A 22,885-nucleotide genomic window follows, 5' to 3' on the forward strand; every position below is an offset into this window, starting at 1 on the left:
CGATCAGCGCAGATCGAGTGGCGGTCAACCAAGTTGACGCAGCGTCAGTTCAGCGAATGTGGCGTGCCGGTTTTAAGCGCCGATTTTGGGTGCCGATTTGAGCCCCGGTGACTCAAGCCATCGCACGCAATATTGCCGCCAACACCGCATACAGGCGATCAATATCCAGTGGCTTGGAAATGTAGTCATCCATCCCCGCGTCAAGGCAGATGCAATCGTGCGGAATTCGGCACGATAGGTCAGTAAGGTAAGGTAACCGGCATCGGTCTGGCTCAGGCGTGCCTGGTGGCCAGTCGTGATGGCCAGGTCGTAATCCTGGTGCAGCATGCGGCGGGCAAACTCGGTGAAGTCGGGCGCGGTGACGATGTCGACAGTGACGGCGAGTGATTTTTGCAGGTGTTTGCGCAGCGGTTGGTACATGTCGAGAATGGCACGTGCACTGCTGTGCGGGGCTACTCCGATGACCAGTGTTGATGGCGTTTGTGCCTGGACGGTGCTGCACAGAGCGACCACGACGGTCACTACAAGGCGTCGCAAGAGGAAAAATGTAGCCGTGGAGACGCCATCTGAAAATAGGCTTCGCAATCGAAACCAGCGCCACCGATTATAGGCTAACGCTGGTTAATTTCCGTGTGGTAATTGTCCTGTGCGTGTGACGAGATGCATCGTTTTTCGGCAGACATGCATGGCATCTCTGCCGATTCAGGGCGCAATACAGCGCGCGGGGACTGTCAGCAGTTTCGCGTTTTATATCCCGCCCATGCATAGATATTTGATTTCCAGATATTCATCCATCCCGTAGCGCGAACCTTCGCGCCCCAATCCGGACTGCTTGACGCCACCGAATGGCGCGACTTCATTTGAAATCAGGCCGGTGTTGATGCCAACCATGCCGTATTCCAGCTTCTCGGCCACGCGCCAGACTCTGCCGATATCGCGTGAATAGAAATAACTGGCCAGCCCGAAATCCGTATCGTTGGCGGCGGCAATGACCTCGTCTTCGGTAGAAAACCGGATCACGGCAGCGACCGGACCAAAGGTTTCCTCGTGCATGATTTTCATGTCGGCGGTGATGTTCGACAGCACGGTGGGCTCATAAAAGTGGCCGCCCAGTGCGTGGGGTTTGCCACCCGTGACGACAGTCGCGCCTTTTGCGATCGCATCGCGCACATGGTCTTCGACCTTCGCGATGGCCTGGTCGTCGATCAGCGGACCTTGCGCGACACCGGCTTCGGCACCGTTGCCAACCTTGATGTTGGCTGCTCCGGCGGCCAGCTTTTCGACGAACCGGTCATAGATCGAGGTGTGGGCATAAAAGCGGTTGGTGCAGACACAGGTCTGACCGGCGTTGCGATACTTCGATTGCAATGCACCCTCGACAGCGGCATCCAGGTCGGCATCATCGAACACGATGAACGGCGCGTGGCCACCGAGTTCGAGCGCCAGCTTCTTGATCGTGGGTGCCGATTGCTGCATCAGGATGCGGCCGACCGGGGTCGATCCGGTGAACGACAGATGGCGCACGATCGGGCTGGCGCACAGGACCTGGCCGACCTCGATCGACTTGTCGGCATCGGCGGTAATGATGTTGATGACACCGGCTGGCAGCCCGGCGCGGTGCGCCAGTTCGGCCATCGCCAGCGCCGACAGCGGCGTTTGTTCGGCAGGCTTGATGACGATGGTGCAGCCGGCGGCCACTGCCGGCGCGACCTTGCGGGTAATCATCGCAATCGGAAAATTCCACGGCGTGATCGAGGCACAGACACCGATCGGCTGCTTCAGGACGACCATGCGCTTGTCGCTCCAGGTCGACGCCATCACGTCACCACTGACACGCTTGGCTTCTTCCGCAAACCATTCAATGAAACTGGCGCCGTACATGACTTCGCCTTTGGCTTCGGCCAGCGGTTTGCCTTGCTCGGCTGTCATCAGTGCGGCCAGATCGTCGGCATGCTCCATCATCAGGTCGAACCACTTGCGCAGGATCGCGGCACGGTCCTTGCCGGTACGCGCCGACCAGGCCGGGAAGGCAGCAGCGGCGGCGGCGATGGCCTGGCGGGTTGCATCCGCGCCGAGGTTGGGGACGGTGCCGATGACGCTGTTATCGACCGGATTGGTGACCTCAAAATTGTTGGTGCCGCTGATCCATGCGCCGTTCAGATAGGCGTGGCTGCGCAGCAGGGTGGGGTCGTTGAGTTTGAGCGCTGGGGTCTGTGACATGGGTCTCTCCACGAATGATTTTTGTGGGCAGAGCATACCTTGAATGGGACAGGCTGTTTTGACGGCAACTGACGACGCCACAATCCCGAGCAGTCATGGCGATGCAGTTCGAGCATCTCCAGACGATCGGCTTGCGTGGTCGCTTCTTTGCTATAATCCGGCCCCTCCTGCTTCGCCATCACTTTTCCCGCTACGCACCCGACCGTTCGTAACCGGAAGTTGTTTTGATCGACGCATCCGCCCACGTCGCTACCGAATCAACCCCGAATTCAGAACATGACTCTCCGCATTAAAACGTTGTCGTTGAAGCCGCGCATTGCCTCGCCTGCCCACGCAGAAACTCCTGCATCCGCCGAGCCGGTGGCAGCACTGTCGACCGAACCGTCTGTTGGTCCGCTGATCGTGGTGCGAAAGACGCGGGCGATTCGCGTGGATGTGCCGGCAAGCTGTGCGTCGAACGATGTCGGTGCGCCAGCGGAGGTCGTCGCCGCCGCTGACAACGTGGTCGATGATCGTGTTGTGGCTGTCGAGGTGAGTGCCGTTGCGGACGCGGATGCCGGTGCTGATCATGCGCTAGCGCCAGCGCCAGCGCCAGCGCCAGCGCCAGCGCCAGCGCCAGCGCCAGCGCCAGTCATGCCGGTCGTCGCGGAAGTGCAGCCGGAAGTCGCGGCCGCCAGTGTCGACGTTCCGGTTGCCGAATTCGTTGCGCCGCCCGACGCGGATGTCGCAGTTGAAGTTAATACCGAAGCCGATACCGATACCAGTGAGAACGCACAGCCAGTCGCGCAGGCACTGTTCTATGTGGACACCGATAGTGACACCGTGGCATCGCAGCCAGTTGCTGCGCCGCCGGTGGTGATCCAGAAGGTCGCCCGTCGTGCCGTGCTCCGGCCGACAACGCAGGAGGCCGCAGTGGTCGGCGAGCCGGTAGTCGTCGCTCCGGTGGTCGTGCAGAAAGTTGTCCGGCGCGCCGTGGTCTTGCCATCGAGCCTGGTCGCAGCGCCGGTGGCGATGCCTGCCGAACCAGCCCATTCGCTGGCCCGCGCCAAAAAAACCGTCAAGCTGGCATCGCCAGTCACCACAACCAAAAAGAGTGCTGTATCGCCGCGCGCTGTGTCGGCACCGTCGCTGACTGCTGCGCGCGCACCGGTTTCCCGCGTAGCGTCGTCGACTGTCTCAACTGTCTCGACTGCCCCGACTGCGACATCGTTGGCCAAGCCACCGGTTGTTCTGACACCTGGCGTCATGGCCGCGTTCGCGGCACCGCGAGCGACCCGCAGCAAGGACGCCGCATCCCGTTCGACGATTCCGACACCGGCGCTCAGCGTGGCGGAACAGGAATTGCGTCTGCTGAAGATCAAGACACTGATCGCCATCGGCAGTGATCGTGGTTATCTGACGCATGCCGAAATCAACGATCACTTGCCCGACGAAGTCGCCGAAGGCGAATCGATGGATCGCATTGTTGCGACCTTCAATGACATGGGTATTGCCGTCTACGAAAAAGCACCGGATGCCGACACCTTGCTGTTATCCGACAAAGTCGCTTCCAGCCATGATGGCGCCGAAGCTGCTGTGGCGACGGCCCTGTCATCGATCGACGCCGACTTTGGCCGCACCACCGATCCGACCCGGATGTATCTGCGTGAAATGGGCTCGACTCCGCTACTCAGCCGCGCCGAAGAAGTGGCGATTGCCAAGCGTATCGAAGCCGGTCTGGCCGACATGATGCAGGCGATCTCCGCTTGCCCGATGGTGGTGGCCGAACTGCTCGCGGTGGCGCAAAAAATAGCCAATGATGAAATGGCGATCGACGATGTCGTCGATGGCGAAGCCGATGTGCCCACTGCCTCCGCAAAACAGGCCGAGGTCGAGCCCGAAGCAGTCGAGGAAGTCAGCGAAGCCGACGACACCGAAGAAGCTGATACCGCCGCCGATGTGGTTAGCGTCGCCGACAGCGACAGCCTGTCTGCCGCGCAATTGGCGACCTTGAAGCGCACTAGCCTGGCCCGTTTCGCCACCATCGCGCAGCATCGCGAACTGATGCTGGCGGCGGCCGCCAGCGACGGTTTTCATTGCGCGGCGTATGCCGAAGCGCAAGCGACCGTGTCACGCGAATTGCTGCGCATGCGATTTACCGCCAAGATGGTCCAGAAGCTGAGCGAATCGCTGCGCGCCCAGATGGGTGACATGCGCGCGATCGAAAAACAGGTGCTGGATCTGGTGGTCAATCGAGGCGGCATGCCGCGCAGTCTGTTCATCTCGGTATTTCCGGGCAATGAAATCAATCTCGACTGGATCGACCAGGCGGTCTCCGGCACGCAAGCCTATTGCGTCACGCTGGCACGGCAGATTCCGGCCATCAAGGAATTGCAGGTGCGCCTGATCGCACTGCAGGCACGGGTCGGTTTGCCGCTGCCGGAACTGCGTCGCGTCGCCAAGCAGATGTCGACCGGCGAGCTGCGCGCACGGCAAGCCAAGCGTGACATGACCGAGGCCAATTTGCGGCTGGTGGTGTCGATCGCCAAGAAATACATCAACCGCGGCATGCAGTTTCTCGACCTGATCCAGGAAGGCAATATCGGCCTGCTCAAAGCGGTCGATAAATTCGAATACCGGCGCGGCTACAAATTCTCGACCTACGCCACCTGGTGGATACGCCAGGCCGTGTCGCGCGCGATTGCCGACCAGGCCCGCACCATCCGCGTGCCGGTGCACATGCTCGAAACGGTCAACAAGCTCAACCGCATCGCCCGCCGCATCCTGCAGGAAACTGGCGTCGAAGCCGACCTCGCAACGCTGGCGCTGCACATGGAACTGACCGAACAAAAAGTGCGCGAGATCATGAAGATCGCGCGCGAGCCAATTTCCATGGAGTCGCCGGTGGGTGACGACGGTGATTCGCAACTCGGCGACTTCATTCAGGACAGCACCACGGCCGCGCCGCTCGACGCGGCGGTCGATGCCTCGATGCGTACTGCCATCAAGGAAGTGCTGGATGCGCTGCCGCCACGCGAAGCAAAAATCCTGCGCATGCGCTATGGCCTCGATACGCAATCCGATCACACGCTGGAAGAAGTTGGCAAGCAATTCGAAGTCACGCGCGAGCGGATACGCCAGATCGAAAGCAAGGCACTAGTTAAACTGCGCCACCCGTCCCGCTCCGACAAGCTGAAGATTTTTGTCGAGGGGAATTAACGCGTTGCCGGGTCTGACGGCGCTGCAAGCACTTCACCAGTGCTGGACACTTGGAGGCATCATGGCAGTCAGATGCAGTCGCCGCAGCACGTCACTTCTGGCCATTGAAACGGCACGAAGGTGGCCCAGCCTTTGTCAGAGCGCCGGGCTGACATTGCTAGCACCCGAGCAACGCAACCGGGATCAGAGCACATAAAACGCTTGCACCCGTTGCGCTGCCCAACTGTCTTGGCCTCCCCATAAAACGCACCGATGTGCCTACCAAGTTCGGAAAGCCCCGGGTGTCAACGGCCAGGGCAGTACGCATGGTCAGCAACAGAAAGGCATAGACAGGGATGAAGATGATGAACGTGCCGTACCACCCGATGCAGGCCCAGTAGAACTGGAACAGAATGGTCTAGTGGGTCAACACCAGAACGCCATAATCTGCGCGTCGTGTTGGTAGTCACGAAAGAAACTCCTTGAATGCAATGAAGCTGACCACACCCAGGACGACGTCCGGGACGCTGGTGCCGAACATGACTGTGTATGCAAATTCCGCTGTGACGAACCACCAAGTCATTCAGAAACGCACCGTGCTTTGACTGCAGACTGTAAGTCTTGGCAGCAGGCCATCGATGGCGTTGAGTGCCATTATGAAAAACAGGAAAAAGAGTAGACCGTGCCACAGCGCATTGTGTTCAGGGAAAAAGCACAATGCGGCGCCCTCTCCTACGGAGAGACCTGCTGCTAGCAGCGTCATCTGGTCGGGCGTCACACCACCGTCTTGCAGCACTGTTGTGGCGGGCAACAGCCGCGCCTGAAAGGCGGGTTCGACTGCGTACAGAGCCGCCATGGAATTCGCGCAAGGGTCACGGTTGGAGTGAGCTTGCCACGCAGGCATCAGCATCAGTTGGCCGTGCGGTGAAGCACTTTGTGATGTGACCCGATGTACCCGTCGAGTTCCATTGCCGACGTCCGTATCGTAGCGACCCGCAACCACAACCACCGCCGCAACCCATCGCGCTGCCTGCCAACTCCCAACCCGCAGGTTTACGAAAAACCACGTCCCATTTTGAAAAGTAGTTTGCCAGGCACCTGCTTATACTGATTGCAACCACACGATGGAGTAACGCATGAACGACCACCCACGCTCGCTGCACGACACCCCCCACGCAGCCGTCAATCGCCAGACCTTCGATACCGTGATGGTGCCCACCTACGCACCCGCCCCGCTGGTGCCGGTGCGTGCGCTGGGGCTGGACCTGTGGGACCAGTCCGGCAAGCAGTATCTGGACTTCACTGCCGGGATCGCGGTGACCAGCCTCGGTCATGCCCATCCGGCCGTCGTCGATGCACTGTGCCAGCAAGCCAGCCAGCTCTGGCATCTGGGCAACGGCTACACCAACGAGCCGGTGCTGAAACTGGCGCAGGCGCTGACCGATGCCACCTTCGCCGAGCGGGCGTTTTTCTGCAATTCGGGTGCCGAAGCCAACGAAGCCGCCTTCAAGCTGGCCCGCAAATACGCGCATGAACAAGCCGGTCCGCACAAGTCGCGCATCTTGTCCTGCGTGAATGCATTCCATGGCCGTACGCTGTTTACCGTCAGCGTCGGCGGACAGCCCAAATACACCGAAGGCTTCGAGCCACTGCCCGGTGCGATCTTTCATATTCCGTTCAATGACATTGCGGCGGCCCGCGCTGCCGCCGGTGATGATGTCTGCGCGATCGTGGTCGAGCCGGTGCAGGGCGAGGGTGGCGTGATGCCGGCCACGCGCGAGTATCTGCAAGCACTGCGCGAGTTATGCGACCAGACCGGCGCGCTGCTGATTTTTGATGAAGTCCAGTGTGGCGTCGGTCGCACCGGCGCGCTGTATGCATACATGAACTACGGCGTGGTACCGGACATCCTGACCACTGCCAAGGCACTCGGCAATGGGTATCCGATCGGTGCGATGCTGACCACCACCGCGATTGCCCGCCACTTCGGTCCGGGCTCGCACGGCACCACGTATGGCGGCAATCCGCTGGCCTGCGCGGTGGCGTTGCAGGTGATCGAGACCATCAATACGCCAGCCTTCCTGGGTCGCGTGAAAGAAGCCTCGGCGCTGTTGTTGCAGTCGCTTGAAGCGATCGCGGCCGACTACCCGCAGGTCTTCGCCAGCGTACGCGGTAGCGGCCTGATGCTCGGCATGGTGCTGGCCGATGGCTTTCGTGGCCGCGCCAAAGAGATCAGCAAGGCGGCCGAAGCCGAAGGCCTGATGGTGCTGATCGCCGGCATGGATGTGCTGCGCTATTTGCCGGCACTGATCGTCTCGGATGCGCAGATTGTCCAGGCCGACGGCATGCTGCGCGCCGCCCTCGACACACTGCTGGCGAGCGCATGACGGCGCCATCCACGTTGCTGGTGCGTCCGGTTACCGAAGCCGACATACCCGCGCTGGAAGCACTTGCCGCCGGCGCCACCGCTGGCGTCCACACCTTGCCCAAACACCGTGATGCCATCGAGCGTGCCGTACAGCGTTCCATCGCATCGTTCGCCGCCCGTGTCGACCTGCCCAGCGAAGAATCGTACACGTTCGTGCTGGAAGACAGCGCCACCGGGCGCGTCATCGGCAGTGCCGCACTGGCGGCCATGGCCGGTATCAACGGCACCTTCTTTGCATTCCGTAACGATGTCATGCAACAGGTCTCGCGCGACCTCAATATCAGCCACAGCGTGCATGCGCTGACCTTGTGTTCGGGCCTGACCGGGCATTCGCAATTGTCGAGTTTTTATGTCGACGGTGGCGATGGTATCGATGAAGCCGCAGCCGCCTTGCTGTCGCGGGCACGGCTGCTGTTTGCCGCCATCGCACCGCAGCGTTTTGGCGACCGCTTCTTTGCCTCGCTGGCCGGGGTCACCGGGTCCGACGGCCATTCGCCGTTCTGGGAAGCGCTCGGTCGCAAGTTTTTCCAGATCGATTTTCTGGAAGCAGAACGGCTCATCGAAGGCGGTCGCAACCGCAGCCTGATCATCGAACTGATGCCGCACTATCCGGTGTATGTGCCGCTGTTGCCCGGTGATGCACAAGCCGCGATGGGACAGGTGCATGGCGAAGGCGAGCTACCGTTGCAGATCCTGTCGGATGAAGGTTTCGAGCCGGACGAGTTCATTGATATCTTTGATGGAGGACCAATCCTGCAGGCGCACAAGCATGCGCTGCGCTCGTTTTCGGCAGCGCTGTCGCGGCGCGTGGCGGCAGCCGATGAGCAACCGGCCAGCCAGTCTGCCACCGTCACCTACCTCGTCAGTACCACCTCCGACAATCAGTTCCGCGCCATCCTGTTCGATGCCCCCGCGCTCGATCTGTCGGACAGCATCGCGCTGTCGGCGGATGCGCGACACCGCCTGCAAGTGGTCGTCGGCGACACCGTGAAGTGCGTGACGTTATGAAGACCAATCCCAATACCAACACCTGCGTCGTCCGCGCCATCCAGGAACGCGATCTCGATGCATTGATGACCATGGCAACCCAGGTCGGCGGTGGCATGACCACGCTCAAACCCGACCTGGCCATGCTCACCGAACGCGTCGATATCGCCTGCGCCTCGTTCGCCGGACAGATCGCTCCCGAGCACCGTGATTATCTGTTCGTGATGGAAGACACCAGTACTGGCCGGCTGGTCGGTGTCTGCGCCATCAAGGGTGCGGTCGGGCTGGATGAACCGTTTTATAACTACCGCATCGGCACGCTGGTGCATTCCAGTTCCGAGCTGAAAATCTTCTCGCGCATGGACACGCTGTACCTGTCCAATGACCTGACAGGCAGTGCCGAACTGTGTTCGCTGTTCCTGCATCCGGACTACCGCACCGGCAGCAACGGCAAGCTGCTCTCGAAGAGTCGCTTCCTGTTCATCGCGCAGTTCCCGCACCTGTTTCCGCCCCGCCTGATTGCCGAGATGCGTGGTTTTCAGCGTGCCGATGGGACCTCGCCGTTCTGGGATCATCTGGGCCAGCATTTTTTCAAGATGGATTTCGATCGCGCCGATGAACTCAGCAGCCTCGGCAAAAAATCCTTCATCGCCGAGCTGATGCCGCGCCATCCGCTGTATGTGGCTTACCTGCCGCCAGCCGCGCAGGAAGTCATCGGCATGGTGCATGTCGACACTGCACCGGCCCGGCGTTTGCTGGAACAGGAAGGCCTGCATTACGAAGGCTATGTCGATATCTTCGATGCCGGCCCGGTACTGCAGGCGCGCATCAGCGGCTTGCGCGCGCTGCGCGAGAGCACGCTGGCGATCGTCGATGCGGCCGCGCCGTCCGAATTCGCCAGCATCGATCCGGTCATCCTGGTTGCCAACACCACGCTGCACGACTTCCGCGTGATTGCCGCGCAGTCGGGCACGGCGCAGGATCGCATCGCCTTGTCGGAGCAGGATCGGCAGATGCTGGCGTGTGCGCCGGGCGATCCGGTACGCACGATGTCCCTCAATAGCCACCGGAAATGAACATGCAGAATTCGCACCGCAGTCACTATATCGATGGCACCTGGAGTGCCGGTGACGGTCCCGCTTTGGTCGTCGTCAACCCCGCCGATGGCCAGCCAGTCTGGCAGGGCACGCACGCCACCGCCGGCGAGATCGATGCCGCCTGTCGGTCGGCCCGGGCCGCGTTTGCCGGCTGGTCGTCAACGCCACTGGAACAGCGCAGTGCCATCGCCATGCGCTTTCGCGACCTGCTCATCGCCAACAGCGCCTCACTGGCGCAGACCATCGCGCAGGAAGTCGGCAAGCCGTTGTGGGAAGCGCGCACCGAAGTCGCATCGATGGCAGGCAAAGTCACTATTTCGCTGCAGGCGCACGCGGCGCGCACCGGCATCGTCAGCAGCACCGTGGCGGACGGCGATGCGGTATTGCGGCATCGTCCGCATGGCGTGTTTGGCGTGTTCGGTCCGTACAATTTTCCGGGACATCTGCCGAACGGGCATAGTGTGCCGGCGCTGATTGCCGGCAACACGCTGGTCTTCAAGCCCAGCGAATACGCACCGCAAACCGCCATCAGAACCGTCGAGTTGTGGCTGGAGGCAGGCCTGCCGGCGGGCGTGCTGAACCTGGTCAATGGCGGTCGTGACACTGGTGCGTCACTGTCGCAACACCCTGAGCTGGACGGCATCCTGTTCACCGGCAGCTATCAGGTCGGCGCGCTACTGCACCGGCAGTTCGCCGGTCAACCGGGCAAGATGCTGGCGCTGGAAATGGGTGGCAACAATGCACTGGTGGTGTGGGACACGGCGGCGGCCAATCTTGACGCGGCCGTGCACCATGCGATTTTTTCGGCTTTCGTCAGTGCCGGACAGCGTTGCACTTGCGCGCGCCGGCTGATCGTGGAGCAGGGCGCACGTGGCGAGGCTTTCATCGCACGGCTGGTCGAGGTTGCAGGCAGGATCACGGTCGGTGCGCCCGCTGCCGAGCCGGCACCGTTCATGGGGCCGGTGGTATCGGCAGCGATTGCCGGCAAGCTGCTAGCGGCGCAAGCCGACCTGATTGCGCGTGGCGGCACGGCGCTGCTGGCGATGCGGCACTTGCAGGCCGATACCGGCTTGCTGTCAGCGGGCATCGTCGATGTGACCGGGGTGGCGGGAATTCCCGATGATGAATTTTTCGGACCGCTGCTGCAGGTGATCCGGGTGCCGGATTTTGATCGTGCGATGGCGGTGGCCAACGCCACCGACTACGGCCTCGCGGCCGGTTTGCTGTCGGATGATGCGGCACTCTGGACGCGCTTTTTAAACCAGTCGCGTGCCGGTGTCGTCAACTGGAACCGGCCGACCACCGGTGCGGCCAGCACCGCGCCATTCGGTGGCATCGGCAAGTCCGGCAACCACCGCGCCAGTGCCTATTACGCCGCCGACTATTGCGCGTATCCGGTCGCCTCGATCGAGAACCCGGTGCTGGCGCTGCCGGCGCAACTATCGCCGGGCCTGCACTTTGACTGATTCGATCAACCCCACCACGGACTCCGCCATGCAATCCGTCATGCCTACCGCACGCGAATACAACTTCGACGGACTGGTCGGCCCCAGCCACAACTATGCGGGCCTCTCGTTCGGCAATGTCGCCTCGTTCAACAACGTCAAGAGCGTCTCGAATCCGAAGCAGGCGGCCTTGCAGGGACTGGCCAAGATGCGGGCGCTGGCGGCGCGCGGGTTTGCGCAGGCGGTGATGCCGCCGCAGGCACGGCCGAACTTTGCGCTGTTGCGCAGTATCGGTTTTGGCGGGAGTGATGCCGACGTGATTGCGAAGGCATTCCGGGATGCCCCGGCGATTTTGGCTTCGGCTTATTCCGCTGCGCCAATGTGGAGCGCGAACGCCGCCACGGTCAGCCCCTCGGCCGACACCGCCGATGGCCGCACCCACTTCACGGTCGCCAACCTCAACAGCAAACTGCATCGCTCGTACGAGCACCAGCAAACCGCCCGCACTTTGCGGGCGCTGTTTAGCGACGAGCGCTACTTTGCGGTGCATGACGCGCTGCCTGGTACCCCCGCGTTCGGTGATGAAGGCGCGGCGAATCACACGCGGCTCGGCAACGCGCATGGCGCAGCCGGCGTCGAAATGTTTGTCTATGGTCGGGTCGAGTTCAATCCCGACGCACCGGCACCCAAACGCTTTCCGGCCCGCCAGACGCTGGAAGCCAGTCAGGCGGTGGCCCGCCTGCACGGACTCGATCCAGCGCGCACCGTATTCGTGGCGCAGGACCCGGCGGTGATCGATCTGGGCGTGTTTCACAACGACGTGATCGCGGTCGGCAATGGCAACGTGCTGTTCTATCACGAGCAGGCCTTCTACGATGAAGCCAACACGCTGGCCGCACTGCGCTACAGCATGGCCGGTGTCGGCGCAGCGCTGCTGCCGGTGCGGGTGGCACGCAGCGATGTGCCGATGGCCGATGCGGTCGCCAGCTACCTGTTCAACAGTCAGTTGCTGACCAAACCCGATGGCAGGATGGCGCTGGTGGTGCCGCAGGAATGCCGCGAAAACGCCGCCGTGGCGCGCTATCTCGATGAACTGGCCGGTAGCGGCGGGCCGATCGACGAGCTGCTCAGTTTTGATCTGCGCCAGAGCATGCGCAATGGTGGCGGGCCGGCTTGCCTGCGCTTGCGGGTGGTCCTGACCGATGCCGAAGCCGCCGCGATGCACCAGCAAGTGATCATGACCGAGCCCTTGTACGAAAAACTCGTGGCATGGGTCTTGCGTCATTATCGCGATGCATTGGCACCGGCCGATCTGGTCGATCCGCAACTGGCCATCGAGGTCGAGACGGCGCTGGATGAACTCACAAAAATTCTTGGATTGTCCTGTCTCTATCCTTTCCAGAGCGGCGATAATGCCGCACCAAATTCGTAGAAAAAAAGCGACCGGCGCCTCAACACAGGCACCGGCATATAACAAGGCATACAACAAGCCATTACCCGATGGAGAAGACCACCTCATGAAACGTTTCCTGTTAGCTTATGCAGTCATCACCGGCCTGATATCCGGTAGCGCGGTCCAGGCCCGCACCCTCGACGAGATCAAAGCCGCCGGCACCATCATCGTCGCCACCGAAGGTGCGTACGCCCCGTTCAATTATTTCCAGGGCGCCAAACTGAGCGGCTTCGAAGTCGAACTGGCCGAAGCCATGGTCAAGAAAATGGGTCTGAAACTGGAATGGAAAGCGCTGTCGTTCGATGCCCTGCTGGCCGGCCTGCGGCAAGATCGCTGGGACATGGTGATGGCCTCATTCGGTGTCACCGATGAGCGCGCGAAAGCGGTTTTGTTCACCAGCCCGTACTACTGCAGCGGTGGTGTGATCGTCTCGAAGGATGCCGCCATCAAGGATGCCGCCTCGCTGACCGGAAAAACCGTGGCCGTGCAGACCGGTTCGACCTACATGGAAAACGTCAAGAAACTGGCCGGCGTCAAGGAAGTGAAGAACTTCCCGCAGGATACTGACGCACGTTCTGCGCTGGTCGCCGGTCGGGTCGATGCCTGGGTCAGTGACCGTTTTGTGGTCAAGTCCGCAACCGAAAGCAATCCGGGTCTGGGCCTGAAAACCGGCGACTACCTGTTCGTCGAGCGCATCGCCGCTGCCGTCAAGAAGGGCAATGCGCCACTGGCTGCCGCTGTCGACAAGGCGCTTGCCGAAGTCATGGCGGATGGCACCTACAAGACGATCTCCGAAAAATTCCTGAAGGAAGATATTCGCTGCAAGTCGTAATTGGCTAGCCAGTCGAATTGACAGCCGGGCGGCCCACGCCAGCCCGGCGCATGACAATTAGGGGAATACCTTGAAAGCAGCATTCACACTTCTGCCGCGGGGCTGGTCACGCCAGCGCCGCAGTGCGGTCACGATCGCGCTGGCCATCACCGGCCTGCTGGTCTTTCTCTGGTTCATGGCCATTCCGATGGCCTTGCTGCCCGAGCCGATCGGTCCGGCCGCACTGCAATTTGCCGAAGGCGCGCGCGTCACCGTGTCGCTGACGCTGGTGGCTGGCGTGATCGGCATCATCTTCGGCATGCTGGCGGCACTGGGCAAACTGTCGTCGTTCCTGCCGGTGCGCTGGTTCGCCAGTTTTTATATCTGGGTGATCCGCGGTACGCCATTGCTGGTGCAAGTGCTGTTCGTGTTTCTGGCGCTGCCGGCACTGGTGCCGGGCCTGCAATTGTCGGACTTTTATTCTGCGGTGGTGGCACTGGCATTCAATGCCGGCGCCTATAACGCCGAGGCGATTCGGTCCGGCATCCTGGCCGTGCACAAGGGCCAGACGGAAGCGGCGCGCTCGCTCGGACTGAGTCCGTTCCAGACCTTTCGCGATGTGATTTTTCCGCAGAGCATGCGCATTGCGTTGCCACCGCTGGTCAACAATTTTGTCTCGTTATTGAAGGACTCCAGCCTGGCCTACGTGATTGGCGTGGTCGAGCTATCGAACATCGGCAACCGGATTCAGTCGGTAACGTTCCAGCCGATTCCGGTCTTCATCACGGTGGCCTCGATCTACCTGATCCTGACCAGCGTGATGACGCAGATTTCCGGCGCGATCGAGCGTCAACTGGATGTGGAGCGCCATCAATGACAACCCTGCAACCGCCTGTTCGTGCCGACGGCAAACTGCCGCTGATCACCGCCGACAAGGTCAACAAGCACTTCGGCCAGTTCCATGTGATCCGCGATGTGTCGTCGCATTTTTATCAGGGCGAAGTCACTGTCATCATCGGGGCCTCCGGGTCCGGCAAGTCGACCTTCCTGCGCATGCTGAACCGGCTCGAAACCCACGACAGCGGCACCATCGTCATCGATGGGATCGAACTGAACCACAACCTCAAGAACATCGACGCGGTACGGCGCGAGGTGGGCATGGTGTTCCAGAGTTTTAACCTGTTCCCGCATCTGACCGTGCTGGACAACATCACGCTGGCGCCGCGCCGCCTGCGCAACATGACGCGGGCGCAGGCCAATGTGGTGGCGATGGATTTGCTGGGCAAGGTTGGCCTGGCCGAGCATGCCCACAAGTATCCGCACCAGATGTCGGGCGGACAGCAACAGCGCGTGGCCATCGCCCGCTCGCTGGCGATGCAGCCAAAGGTCATGCTGTTCGATGAACCGACCAGCGCGCTCGATCCGGAAATGATCAAGGAAGTGCTGGACGTCATGAAAGACCTGGCCCGTTCCGGCATGACGATGATTGTCGTCACGCATGAAATGGGCTTTGCCCGTGAAGTCGCGGACCGGGTCATCTTTTTTGAAAAAGGCCAGATCCTGCATGAAGCACCACCCGAAGAATTTTTCGGCGAGTGCGGCAATGAACGTATCAGTGCATTCCTTGGCAAGATCGGCAATTGATTACGTTAAACATCGTCAGCAAAAAAAACGATAAAAAAACCGTCAGCGCCACAAGCGTCCGGCGGCACCAATAAAACACCACCCACGGAGAACACCATGTATCTGAAGCGCACCACCCTGAGTACTGCCATCCTGCTGTCACTGGCGGCTGTTTCGCTGCCATCCCAGGCGCAAACTGCCAAAGATTTCAAGGAAATGCGCGCCGAAATGAAGCGCCTGCGCGAAGAACTCGATGCCTTGAAAGCAGTGAAGGCGGCACCAGTTGTCGTGGCGGCACCGGTCGCGGCTGCACCAGCACCTGCACCAGCGCCGCTCAACACCGAGCTGGCCGATCGCGTCGAGCAAGTCGAACTGCGCGCCAAAGACGCCGTTGTGGTCGGCGATATCCCGAACTCGTTCCGCCTGCCGAATTCCGAAACCTCGCTGCGCATCTACGGTTTTGCCGAACTGAACATGGTGCATGAGTTCAAGGCCGACAATACCGATACCGACTACGCCAGCTTCGTGCCGTACGCGCCGTTGAATGGCTCGGCCGGCGCCAACAAGAGTGGCCGCACCTATGTCCATGCGCGTACGTCGCGCCTCGGTATCGAGGCCAGCACGCCGACCCAATATGGTCCGATGGGCATCAAGATCGAAGGCGATTTCAATAATGAGCCACGCACCGGCAATGCCGCCGTGTCGGGTTCGATCGCCAGCATCTACACCCAGCAAGCCACCAACAGCTACGATTTCCGCCTGCGCCAGGCCTACGGTACGTTCGGCGGCCTGCTGATCGGCCAGACCTGGTCGACCTTCATGGATGTCGATAACGCACCGGAGACCGTCGACTTCAACGGCCCGATCGGCTCCACTTTCATTCGCCAGCCGATGATCCGCTACGCGTACCCGACCAAGGACTACGGTACCTTCACGGTCGCGGCCGAAAATTCGGTCAGCTATGTGCTCGACAAGACCGGCTCGGTCACCACCGCCGGTTTTTCGCGCGTGCCCGATCTGGTCGGTCGCTGGGACAAGCCGTTCGATTTCGGCGCGGTCAGTTTTCGGGTGGTGTCGCATGAGCACCGGCTCGATGATGGCGCTGGTGTGAAGGCCTCGCGACGCGGCTTTGGCGTTGCTGCCAGCGGTATGTACAAGACCGTCGGCGACGACTTCCTGACCTGGAACGTCACGGGTGGCACCGGTATCGGCCGCTACTTCAACTACATCGAAGGCGCGTTCTACGATCCGGCTGCCAACCGCATCCTGATGGAAAAAGCGCTCGGCATCGTGGTCGGTTACCAGATCAAGGCGTCACCAACGCTGCGCTATAACGCCTCGGTCGGCGCGCAAAAGAACTACAACAACGAGTACACCGAATTCGCCCGGGCCAATGGCCTCGACAGCGGTCGTTATGGCGTCAATGAAACGGTGTGGCAGAGCCATCTTGGTTTTATCTGGAACCCGGTCAAGAACGTCGATATCGGTACCGAATTCGTGTTTGGCAAGCGCAAGACGCTGGCTGGAGAAACCGGCGAAATGAGCCGGCTGGACTTTTCAGCGAAGTACAACTTTAATTAAGTTCGTCGTCAGTTACCCCGTTTTGCAACGGAACCACAAAAAGCCTCTGATTTCGGAGGCTTTTTTTTTAAACAACCGCGACGCTGCAGAGGTGGCAAATAAGCTGTGGTCAAAAGCGTATATTCAAGACAAGAAACGGTAGCGAGTCTTTTAGACTTGGTATGCGTTGCCACGATGCCTGTCGTCAAAGGCATGTGGACATCGCCACGCACTTCCCGACATCGCAGTAACGGAGCGGCCCGACGCCGTGCCATTGCACCTGCCCCATTGACCGTTTGAGGATTTCATGAAAGAAATGTCACAAGACCTGCGTACACAAACCCTGGAACTGGTGCTGGCCGATGCCGGCGCTGCGCGCTCGACGCCGGTGGCGGCATTGATCGATGTCTGGCTGACCTCGCTGAACGAGGAAGACCTCGATGGCCTGACGCCACAGAGTCTGGCGTCGGCTCTCTGGCAGGCTTTCACGGGGGCTGCGCAACGCAGCACCGATGGCTGTCAGATCGAAGCAGTCGACTACAACGAAGACCTCGGTGGCAAAGCCACTGCATTACTGGTCCTCAATGCCGACATGCCATATCTGGTCGATTCGATCGTGATGGCGTTACGCAAACAGGGCGTTGGCTCGCGCGCGGTACTCAATACGGTGCTCTCGGTTCTGCGCGACGCCGACGGCCGGATCATCAGTGCGCTGCCGACCCGCTCGGGGACCAATCCGCTGGAATCGTATGTGTTGTGCCTGCTGTCGGATGCGCTGGACACGGCCACGCTGGCCGCGCTGATAGCACGCATCCGGATGGCTGCCGGGGACGCCGCCAGCGTGCAGCGCGACGCCGCCATGCTGGAAACCAGGATGACCGGCGTCTCGGCACTGGCCGCCGCCAACGGCACCGAGGAAGGACGCGAAGTCGCGGCCTTCATTGAATGGGCCCGGGATGGCGGCTTCGAGCCATTCGGTTATGCGTATTACCGGGCCTCGCCGGGTGAGCGCGAACTGGTACGTGATGTCAGCAGTCGCAGCGGTGTTCTGCGCAATTTGTCGCATCCGGTGTATGACACCTGCCTGGCAGGTATTCCCGGCGAATTCGATACGCTGGCCGCGCGCAACGACACGCTGTCGGTGGTCAAGGCCGATGTCGAGTCCACCCTGCATCGCGAACTGCACCTCGATTTCATCGGGGTGCGCGATGTCGATACCAAAGGCAATTTGCAAGGCGAGCATTGCTTCATCGGCCTGTTCACGCGGGCAGCCGCTGCCACGGCACTGGGACGCTTGCCGTTTGCCCGTGGCCGCATCCAGCAGGTACTGACGCTGGCAGGCGTGCGACAACACGGTTTCCGTGCCGAAAAATTCCTCGAAATCCTCGAATCGCTGCCGCGCACTGAAGCATTGGAAGCCGATCCGGCGTGGCTGGCGGTGCTGTGCAATAACGTGGTGTCGCTCTACAAGCAGCCACGAACCAAGGTGTTTGCCCGACGCGACGTCTACAACCGCCACCTCAATGTCATCGTCTATCTGCCGCGCGAACGCTTCAGTGCGGCGATCGTCAAGACCATTTCACAGACCCTGAAGTCGGTCTCGGGTGCCACCGATGTGCGCGCCGAAACGCAGGTCAGCGATGGCCCGCTGGCCCGCATCTACCTGATCGCCACTGCCGCGCGCGCCAACCTCGATCTCGATACCGTCATCCGCCAGCCGTTGGTGGATGCGGTCGAAGGCTGGCATACCAGCTTTGACCGGCTGGTCGACAGCACCGCGGATGCGACGGTGCGCAGTGACCTGCACAAGCTGCGCGGCGCGCTGTCGGTCAACTACGTCGCCGCCACCGTCGCTCCGGTGGCCTATCGCGACATGCTCAACCTGCAGCGCGCTGCCAGTGCCGCGCCGGTGACGGTGCGCATCGATGTCGCCGGCGGCGTCAGCATCCGGCTGTTTTCGATCAACAGCGTGCCGTCGCTATCGATGATTTTGCCGGCACTGCACAACGCCGGGGTTGAAATCGAGCGCGAACATACCTACAAGATTCCGGTCACCGATGGCCCGGACTATTTCATCACCAGCCTGAGTGTCGATCCCCTCAGCGCCGCCAAGCTGGCGCAGCCGCAAGTCGCTGCCGCTGCGCAGGAATTGTTCGAAGCCCTGTTCAATGACCAGGCCGAAGACGGCCGCATGAATGGCCTTGCCATCGAAGCCGGTCTGCGCCTGCGCGAAGTCCAGGTGATCCGCGCCTATGCCAGTTACTGGCGTCAGGCCGGTTGCCGCTTCAGCCTGCGCTACATCGCCGATTGCCTGCGCAAGCAGCCGGGCCATGTTCGTACGCTGATCGAAAGCTTCCAGAGTCGCTTCGATCCGAAGCTTGATCCCGCACAGCGGGCCGCCGGCACTGCCGCGCTGTCCGCATTGCGCGCCAACCTGCTCGACGTCAACCACGCCGATACCGAAGACATCCTGCGCAGCATCGCCGACCTGATGCTGGCGACCTTGCGGACCTCGTATTTTCAGGGCGGTCGGGTCGGTGGCACGCTGCTGCTCAAGTTCGATGCCAGCGCACTGTCGCTGTTGCCGGAGCCGCGCCCTTACCGTGAAATTTTCGTGTTTGCCCGCCGCTTCGAAGGCGTGCATCTGCGCGGCGGCCCGGTGGCCCGCGGTGGCTTGCGCTGGTCCGACCGGATGGAGGATTACCGGACCGAAGTCATGGGACTGGTGAAAGCCCAGATGGTCAAGAACGCGGTCATTGTGCCGGCCGGTGCGAAGGGCGGTTTTGTCTGCAAGATGATGCCCAAGGACGCCGCGCGCGACGTCATCGCGGCCGAAGGCGAGGCTGTCTACCGCCTCTTCATTGCCGGTCTGCTGGACCTGACCGACAACCGCGTACAGGGTGTGATCGTGCCGCCGGCCGATACGGTGTGCTACGACAATGCCGACCCGTACCTGGTGGTGGCGGCCGACAAGGGCACCGCGACGTTCTCGGATATCGCCAACGGGATTGCGGTGCAGCGCGGCTTCTGGCTGGGTGATGCGTTCGCCTCGGGTGGCTCGAATGGCTACGATCACAAGAAGCTGGGCATCACCGCCAAGGGCGCATGGGAGGCGGTCAAGCGCCACTTCTACGAACTCGGTCACGATCTCAACACCACGCCGATCACGATGGTCGGCGTGGGCGACATGTCGGGCGATGTGTTCGGCAATGGCGTGCTGCTGTCACGCCAGCTGAAGCTGGTGGCGGCGTTCGACCACCGGCATATTTTTATCGATCCGACGCCGGATGTGACGACCTCGTTTGCCGAACGCCAGCGCCTGTTCGCGCTGCCGCGTTCCTCGTGGGAGGACTACGACAAGGCACTGATCTCGGCGGGTGGCGGGGTCTGGCCGCGTTCGGCGCGCAGCATCAACCTGTCGCCCGAAGCGCGAGCGGCACTCGGCATCGAGGCGACCAGCCTGGCCCCCGAAGAACTGCTGCACCAGATCCTGCTGGCGCCGGTCGATTTGTTCTACAACGGCGGTATCGGTACCTACATCAAGGCCTCGACCGAAACCCATGCGCAGGTCAAGGACCGCGCCAATGACGCCATCCGCGTGAATGGCAATGCGCTGCGCTGCAAGGTGGTTGCCGAAGGCGGCAACCTCGGCGCGACCCAGACCGGCCGGATTGAATTTGCCATCGCGGGTGGTGCGATTTTCACCGACGCGATCGACAATTCGGCCGGTGTCGATTGCTCGGACCATGAAGTCAACGTCAAGATCTGGCTCGATACCGAAGTCAATGCCGGCACGCTGACCGCAGCCCGTCGTAACGAGGTACTGACCGACATCACGTTCGATATCGAACGCCTGGTCCTGCGTGACAACACCCTGCAAACCCATCTGCTGACGCGTGAAACCCAGGCCCAGTCCGATGTCACGGTGCAGAACGCCTATGCCGAACTGATCGTCGAACTGGAGCAGGAGGGCGTGTTGTCGCGCGAGCTCGAACAGCTGCCCAGCGCGGTCGAGCTGGTACGGCGCCAGTCGATCGGCCAGGGCCTGACCGCACCCGAACTGGCGGTGGTGATTGCCAACGTCAAGAACCGCTACAAGGCGCTGCTGGCGCGCTCTGCACTGGTCAACGAAAGCTGGGCTGCCACGCTGCTCACGCCGTACTTTCCGGCACCACTGGTGGCGACCCGCGATGCGCTTGCGCATCCGCTGGCGAACGCCATCCTGGCGACGGTACTGGCCAATGAAGTCGTCAATCGTTGCGGCCCGTTGCAGGTCGCGATGCTGGCACGCCAGCACCATGTCAGCGAGACCGACGTGGTGTGCGCCTGGGCCCAGGCCTGGGCGGCACTCAGCCTGGCACCACTGTTCGACACGCTCGACGCCCATGCGCTGACGGTACCGGTAGCGATCTCGAAAGCCGTCGACCGCCGCACCCGCGCATTGCAACAGGCGGTCACCAGCGGCGTGTTGTCGATACCCGAAGCACAGCGTCGCAGCGCCGGCAGCATGGATGAACTGACCTGTTTGTTCGCCGACACCGCGGCGGCCCGCACGCTCACGCCCGGCGACGCAATCACGCTGGGCGGCGACAGTAACTTGCCGACCGATTTCGTGGCGGCGGTCGCGGCGGTCGATGCGCTCGAAGGCATGGCTGATTTCCTGTTTGCCGCCTTGCTGGTGCATCGGCCAGAAGGCATGAGCCTGCCGGTCTTGCTGCAAGCCGGCATGGAACTGCGCCGGCAATCCGGCATCGATCTGCTGGAGCGCGCCTTGATGCAAGCCAGCGTAGGACCCGCCCAGGAAGCGCTGCGCGGGCATGCGCTGCAGGCACTGCGCCGTACCCAGCAGCGCCTGTTGGGCCATGTGTTGCCGCAGCTCGGTGCGCACGGCGAGCAGGCTATTTCCAGTACCCTCGTCCAGCTCGACCTGGCGCCGGTGCTGGTGGAAGCCAGTCTTGACAATGTGGTCTTGCAGGTCTGGGCGATGGCCGACGCCGTGGCGGTCGCCGCATGACGCTGGCGACACGCGACAAGTTGACGGCCGTGTCGGCCTTCGTGGCCGGAGATTTCAGTGCCCTTGCGGCGGCGTTTGCGGCGGCGGGATGTCAGGTGGACGAACCTGCACCGGGCACCCTGCAGCTCCAGCGGGGCGCGTCCGGCCCGAACGTGCTGCTGTCGGTCGGCATCCACGGCGATGAAACCGCACCGATCGAATTGGTGGCGCAACTGCTCGCTGAACTGGCGCTGACGCCGCAGGAGCTGGGCGTGAACCTGTTGCTCGTGGTCGGCAACATCGACGCGATCCGGCAGTCGCGCCGGTTCATCGATGCCGACCTGAACCGGCTGTTCCGACCCGACCGCGGCGCACTGGCGGCGACTGCGGAAGCCGCCCGCGCCGATGCCATCATGGCCGCTACCACGGCATTTTTCGACAGTGCTGCTGGTGCGTGCTGGCACCTCGATCTGCACACTGCGATCCGGGCCTCGGTGTATCCCACCTTCGCGATCCTCCCTGCTAGCATTGCAGCGGCGCAGCAGAGGGCGCTGACCAGCCTGCTGGGTCACGCCGGCATCGCTGCCGTTATTATCAATCCGACTTCCGCTGGCACGTTCAGTGCCTTCACGGCCGAACAGTGTGGGGCGACCAGTTCGACCGTCGAACTGGGGCGGGTCAGTGCGCTGGGAGCGAACGATGTCAGTGTCTTTGCTGCCGCGTCGCGCACCTTGTCGGCGTTGCTGCGCGGTGATGTGCTGGTGCATCCCGCGATGCCAGCGCCGCTGGTGTTCGAGGTGGTGCAGGAGATCATCAAGCACAGCGAGGCATTCCGGATGCATTTTGATGGCGCGACACAAAACTTCACGGCCATGCAGCGTGGCGACGTGATCGCCACCGATGGCGAGGTGGTGTATCGGGTGGGGCATGATGAAGAGCTGGTGGTGTTTCCGAATCCGTCGGTGCGGATCGGATTGCGGGCCGGGCTGATGGTGGTGCGTTCGCCGGACCTTCCCGAGAGCTAATCAAAAGCTTGGTAATGCAACCGATGGCAAGGCTCGCATTGCGTGGAGCTTATGGGCGCCTTGCGA

Annotated in this window: 15 protein-coding genes; 12 read left to right on the forward strand and 3 right to left on the reverse strand. The window is 61.7% G+C overall.

The features are described from left to right. Positions 1 to 72 precede the first annotated feature (72 nt). Both ABD720_RS15680 and ABD720_RS15685 read right to left on the reverse strand, forming a co-directional pair. On the reverse strand, positions 73 to 537 hold the full coding sequence (locus tag ABD720_RS15680; protein ID WP_344764627.1) for a PhnD/SsuA/transferrin family substrate-binding protein: 465 nt from the start codon (positions 535 to 537) through the stop codon (positions 73 to 75). 210 nt (positions 538 to 747) lie between these two features. Continuing rightward, positions 748 to 2,220, reverse strand: coding sequence for an NAD-dependent succinate-semialdehyde dehydrogenase (locus ABD720_RS15685; protein ID WP_344764629.1), 1,473 nt, complete (start codon positions 2,218 to 2,220; stop codon positions 748 to 750). A gap of 276 nt (positions 2,221 to 2,496) precedes the next feature. Here ABD720_RS15685 and rpoD point away from each other — a divergent pair, with 276 nt between their 5' ends. Beyond that, positions 2,497 to 5,418, forward strand: a complete 2,922-nt coding sequence (rpoD, locus tag ABD720_RS15690) for an RNA polymerase sigma factor RpoD (RefSeq protein ID WP_344764630.1) — start codon at positions 2,497 to 2,499, stop codon at positions 5,416 to 5,418. A 562-nt stretch (positions 5,419 to 5,980) separates the two neighbouring features. Here rpoD and ABD720_RS15695 read toward each other — a convergent pair. Next, positions 5,981 to 6,253, reverse strand: a complete 273-nt coding sequence (locus ABD720_RS15695) for a hypothetical protein (protein WP_344764632.1) — start codon at positions 6,251 to 6,253, stop codon at positions 5,981 to 5,983. 280 nt (positions 6,254 to 6,533) lie between these two features. On the opposite strand from ABD720_RS15695, the gene astC reads away from it, so the two are divergent. From astC to ABD720_RS15750, 11 genes are all read left to right on the forward strand, one after another. Next, complete coding sequence (gene astC / locus ABD720_RS15700; RefSeq protein WP_344764634.1) at positions 6,534 to 7,784, forward strand: acetylornithine/succinylornithine family transaminase; 1,251 nt, start codon at positions 6,534 to 6,536, stop codon at positions 7,782 to 7,784. After that, positions 7,781 to 8,833, forward strand: coding sequence for an arginine N-succinyltransferase (locus ABD720_RS15705; protein WP_344764636.1), 1,053 nt, complete (start codon positions 7,781 to 7,783; stop codon positions 8,831 to 8,833). Before astC ends, ABD720_RS15705 begins: the two co-directional genes overlap by 4 nt. Continuing rightward, positions 8,830 to 9,888 carry an arginine N-succinyltransferase gene (gene astA / locus ABD720_RS15710; RefSeq protein ID WP_344764638.1) on the forward strand — a complete coding sequence of 353 codons (1,059 nt, stop codon included), beginning with the start codon at positions 8,830 to 8,832 and terminating at the stop codon, positions 9,886 to 9,888. Before ABD720_RS15705 ends, astA begins: the two co-directional genes overlap by 4 nt. Before the next feature lie 2 nt (positions 9,889 to 9,890). Further along, positions 9,891 to 11,375 carry a succinylglutamate-semialdehyde dehydrogenase gene (astD, locus tag ABD720_RS15715; protein WP_344764640.1) on the forward strand — a complete coding sequence of 495 codons (1,485 nt, stop codon included), beginning with the start codon at positions 9,891 to 9,893 and terminating at the stop codon, positions 11,373 to 11,375. A gap of 40 nt (positions 11,376 to 11,415) precedes the next feature. Continuing rightward, positions 11,416 to 12,786: an N-succinylarginine dihydrolase gene (gene astB, locus ABD720_RS15720; RefSeq protein ID WP_344764971.1), complete on the forward strand. Its 1,371-nt coding sequence runs from the start codon at positions 11,416 to 11,418 to the stop codon at positions 12,784 to 12,786. Positions 12,787 to 12,871: 85 nt separating this feature from the next. Next, entirely contained in the window at positions 12,872 to 13,639 is a 768-nt protein-coding gene (locus ABD720_RS15725) for an ABC transporter substrate-binding protein (RefSeq protein WP_344764641.1), read from the forward strand. A 70-nt stretch (positions 13,640 to 13,709) separates the two neighbouring features. Further along, the gene (locus ABD720_RS15730; RefSeq protein ID WP_344764643.1) at positions 13,710 to 14,495 is read left to right on the forward strand and encodes an amino acid ABC transporter permease; all 786 of its coding nucleotides are present in this window, start codon (positions 13,710 to 13,712) and stop codon (positions 14,493 to 14,495) included. Further along, positions 14,492 to 15,262: an amino acid ABC transporter ATP-binding protein gene (locus ABD720_RS15735; protein ID WP_344764644.1), complete on the forward strand. Its 771-nt coding sequence runs from the start codon at positions 14,492 to 14,494 to the stop codon at positions 15,260 to 15,262. The genes ABD720_RS15730 and ABD720_RS15735 overlap by 4 nt, the downstream gene beginning before the upstream one ends. Before the next feature lie 96 nt (positions 15,263 to 15,358). Beyond that, positions 15,359 to 16,822, forward strand: a complete 1,464-nt coding sequence (locus ABD720_RS15740; RefSeq protein ID WP_344764646.1) for a DcaP family trimeric outer membrane transporter — start codon at positions 15,359 to 15,361, stop codon at positions 16,820 to 16,822. Positions 16,823 to 17,108: 286 nt separating this feature from the next. Continuing rightward, positions 17,109 to 21,815 carry an NAD-glutamate dehydrogenase domain-containing protein gene (locus ABD720_RS15745; RefSeq protein ID WP_344764648.1) on the forward strand — a complete coding sequence of 1,569 codons (4,707 nt, stop codon included), beginning with the start codon at positions 17,109 to 17,111 and terminating at the stop codon, positions 21,813 to 21,815. After that, positions 21,812 to 22,819 carry a succinylglutamate desuccinylase gene (locus tag ABD720_RS15750; RefSeq protein WP_344764650.1) on the forward strand — a complete coding sequence of 336 codons (1,008 nt, stop codon included), beginning with the start codon at positions 21,812 to 21,814 and terminating at the stop codon, positions 22,817 to 22,819. The genes ABD720_RS15745 and ABD720_RS15750 overlap by 4 nt, the downstream gene beginning before the upstream one ends. The last annotated feature ends 66 nt before the right edge of the window (positions 22,820 to 22,885 follow it).

Source organism: Actimicrobium antarcticum, from assembly GCF_039536745.1.
Taxonomy (GTDB): Bacteria; Pseudomonadota; Gammaproteobacteria; order Burkholderiales; family Burkholderiaceae_D; genus Actimicrobium; species Actimicrobium antarcticum.

Bases quoted from the DNA above. Each gene is read 5' to 3' on its own strand.
- astA (WP_344764638.1), top strand. From the start codon at position 8,830: ATGAAGACCAATCCCAATACCAACACCTGCGTCGTCCGCGCCATCCAG.
- ABD720_RS15725 (WP_344764641.1), top strand. From the start codon at position 12,872: ATGAAACGTTTCCTGTTAGCTTATGCAGTCATCACCGGCCTGATATCC.
- ABD720_RS15695 (WP_344764632.1), bottom strand. From the start codon at position 6,253: ATGGCGGCTCTGTACGCAGTCGAACCCGCCTTTCAGGCGCGGCTGTTG.
- astD (WP_344764640.1), top strand. From the start codon at position 9,891: ATGCAGAATTCGCACCGCAGTCACTATATCGATGGCACCTGGAGTGCC.
- ABD720_RS15735 (WP_344764644.1), top strand. From the start codon at position 14,492: ATGACAACCCTGCAACCGCCTGTTCGTGCCGACGGCAAACTGCCGCTG.
- ABD720_RS15750 (WP_344764650.1), top strand. From the start codon at position 21,812: ATGACGCTGGCGACACGCGACAAGTTGACGGCCGTGTCGGCCTTCGTG.
- ABD720_RS15705 (WP_344764636.1), top strand. From the start codon at position 7,781: ATGACGGCGCCATCCACGTTGCTGGTGCGTCCGGTTACCGAAGCCGAC.
- ABD720_RS15745 (WP_344764648.1), top strand. From the start codon at position 17,109: ATGAAAGAAATGTCACAAGACCTGCGTACACAAACCCTGGAACTGGTG.
- ABD720_RS15685 (WP_344764629.1), bottom strand. From the start codon at position 2,220: ATGTCACAGACCCCAGCGCTCAAACTCAACGACCCCACCCTGCTGCGC.
- rpoD (WP_344764630.1), top strand. From the start codon at position 2,497: ATGACTCTCCGCATTAAAACGTTGTCGTTGAAGCCGCGCATTGCCTCG.
- astC (WP_344764634.1), top strand. From the start codon at position 6,534: ATGAACGACCACCCACGCTCGCTGCACGACACCCCCCACGCAGCCGTC.
- ABD720_RS15740 (WP_344764646.1), top strand. From the start codon at position 15,359: ATGTATCTGAAGCGCACCACCCTGAGTACTGCCATCCTGCTGTCACTG.
- astB (WP_344764971.1), top strand. From the start codon at position 11,416: ATGCCTACCGCACGCGAATACAACTTCGACGGACTGGTCGGCCCCAGC.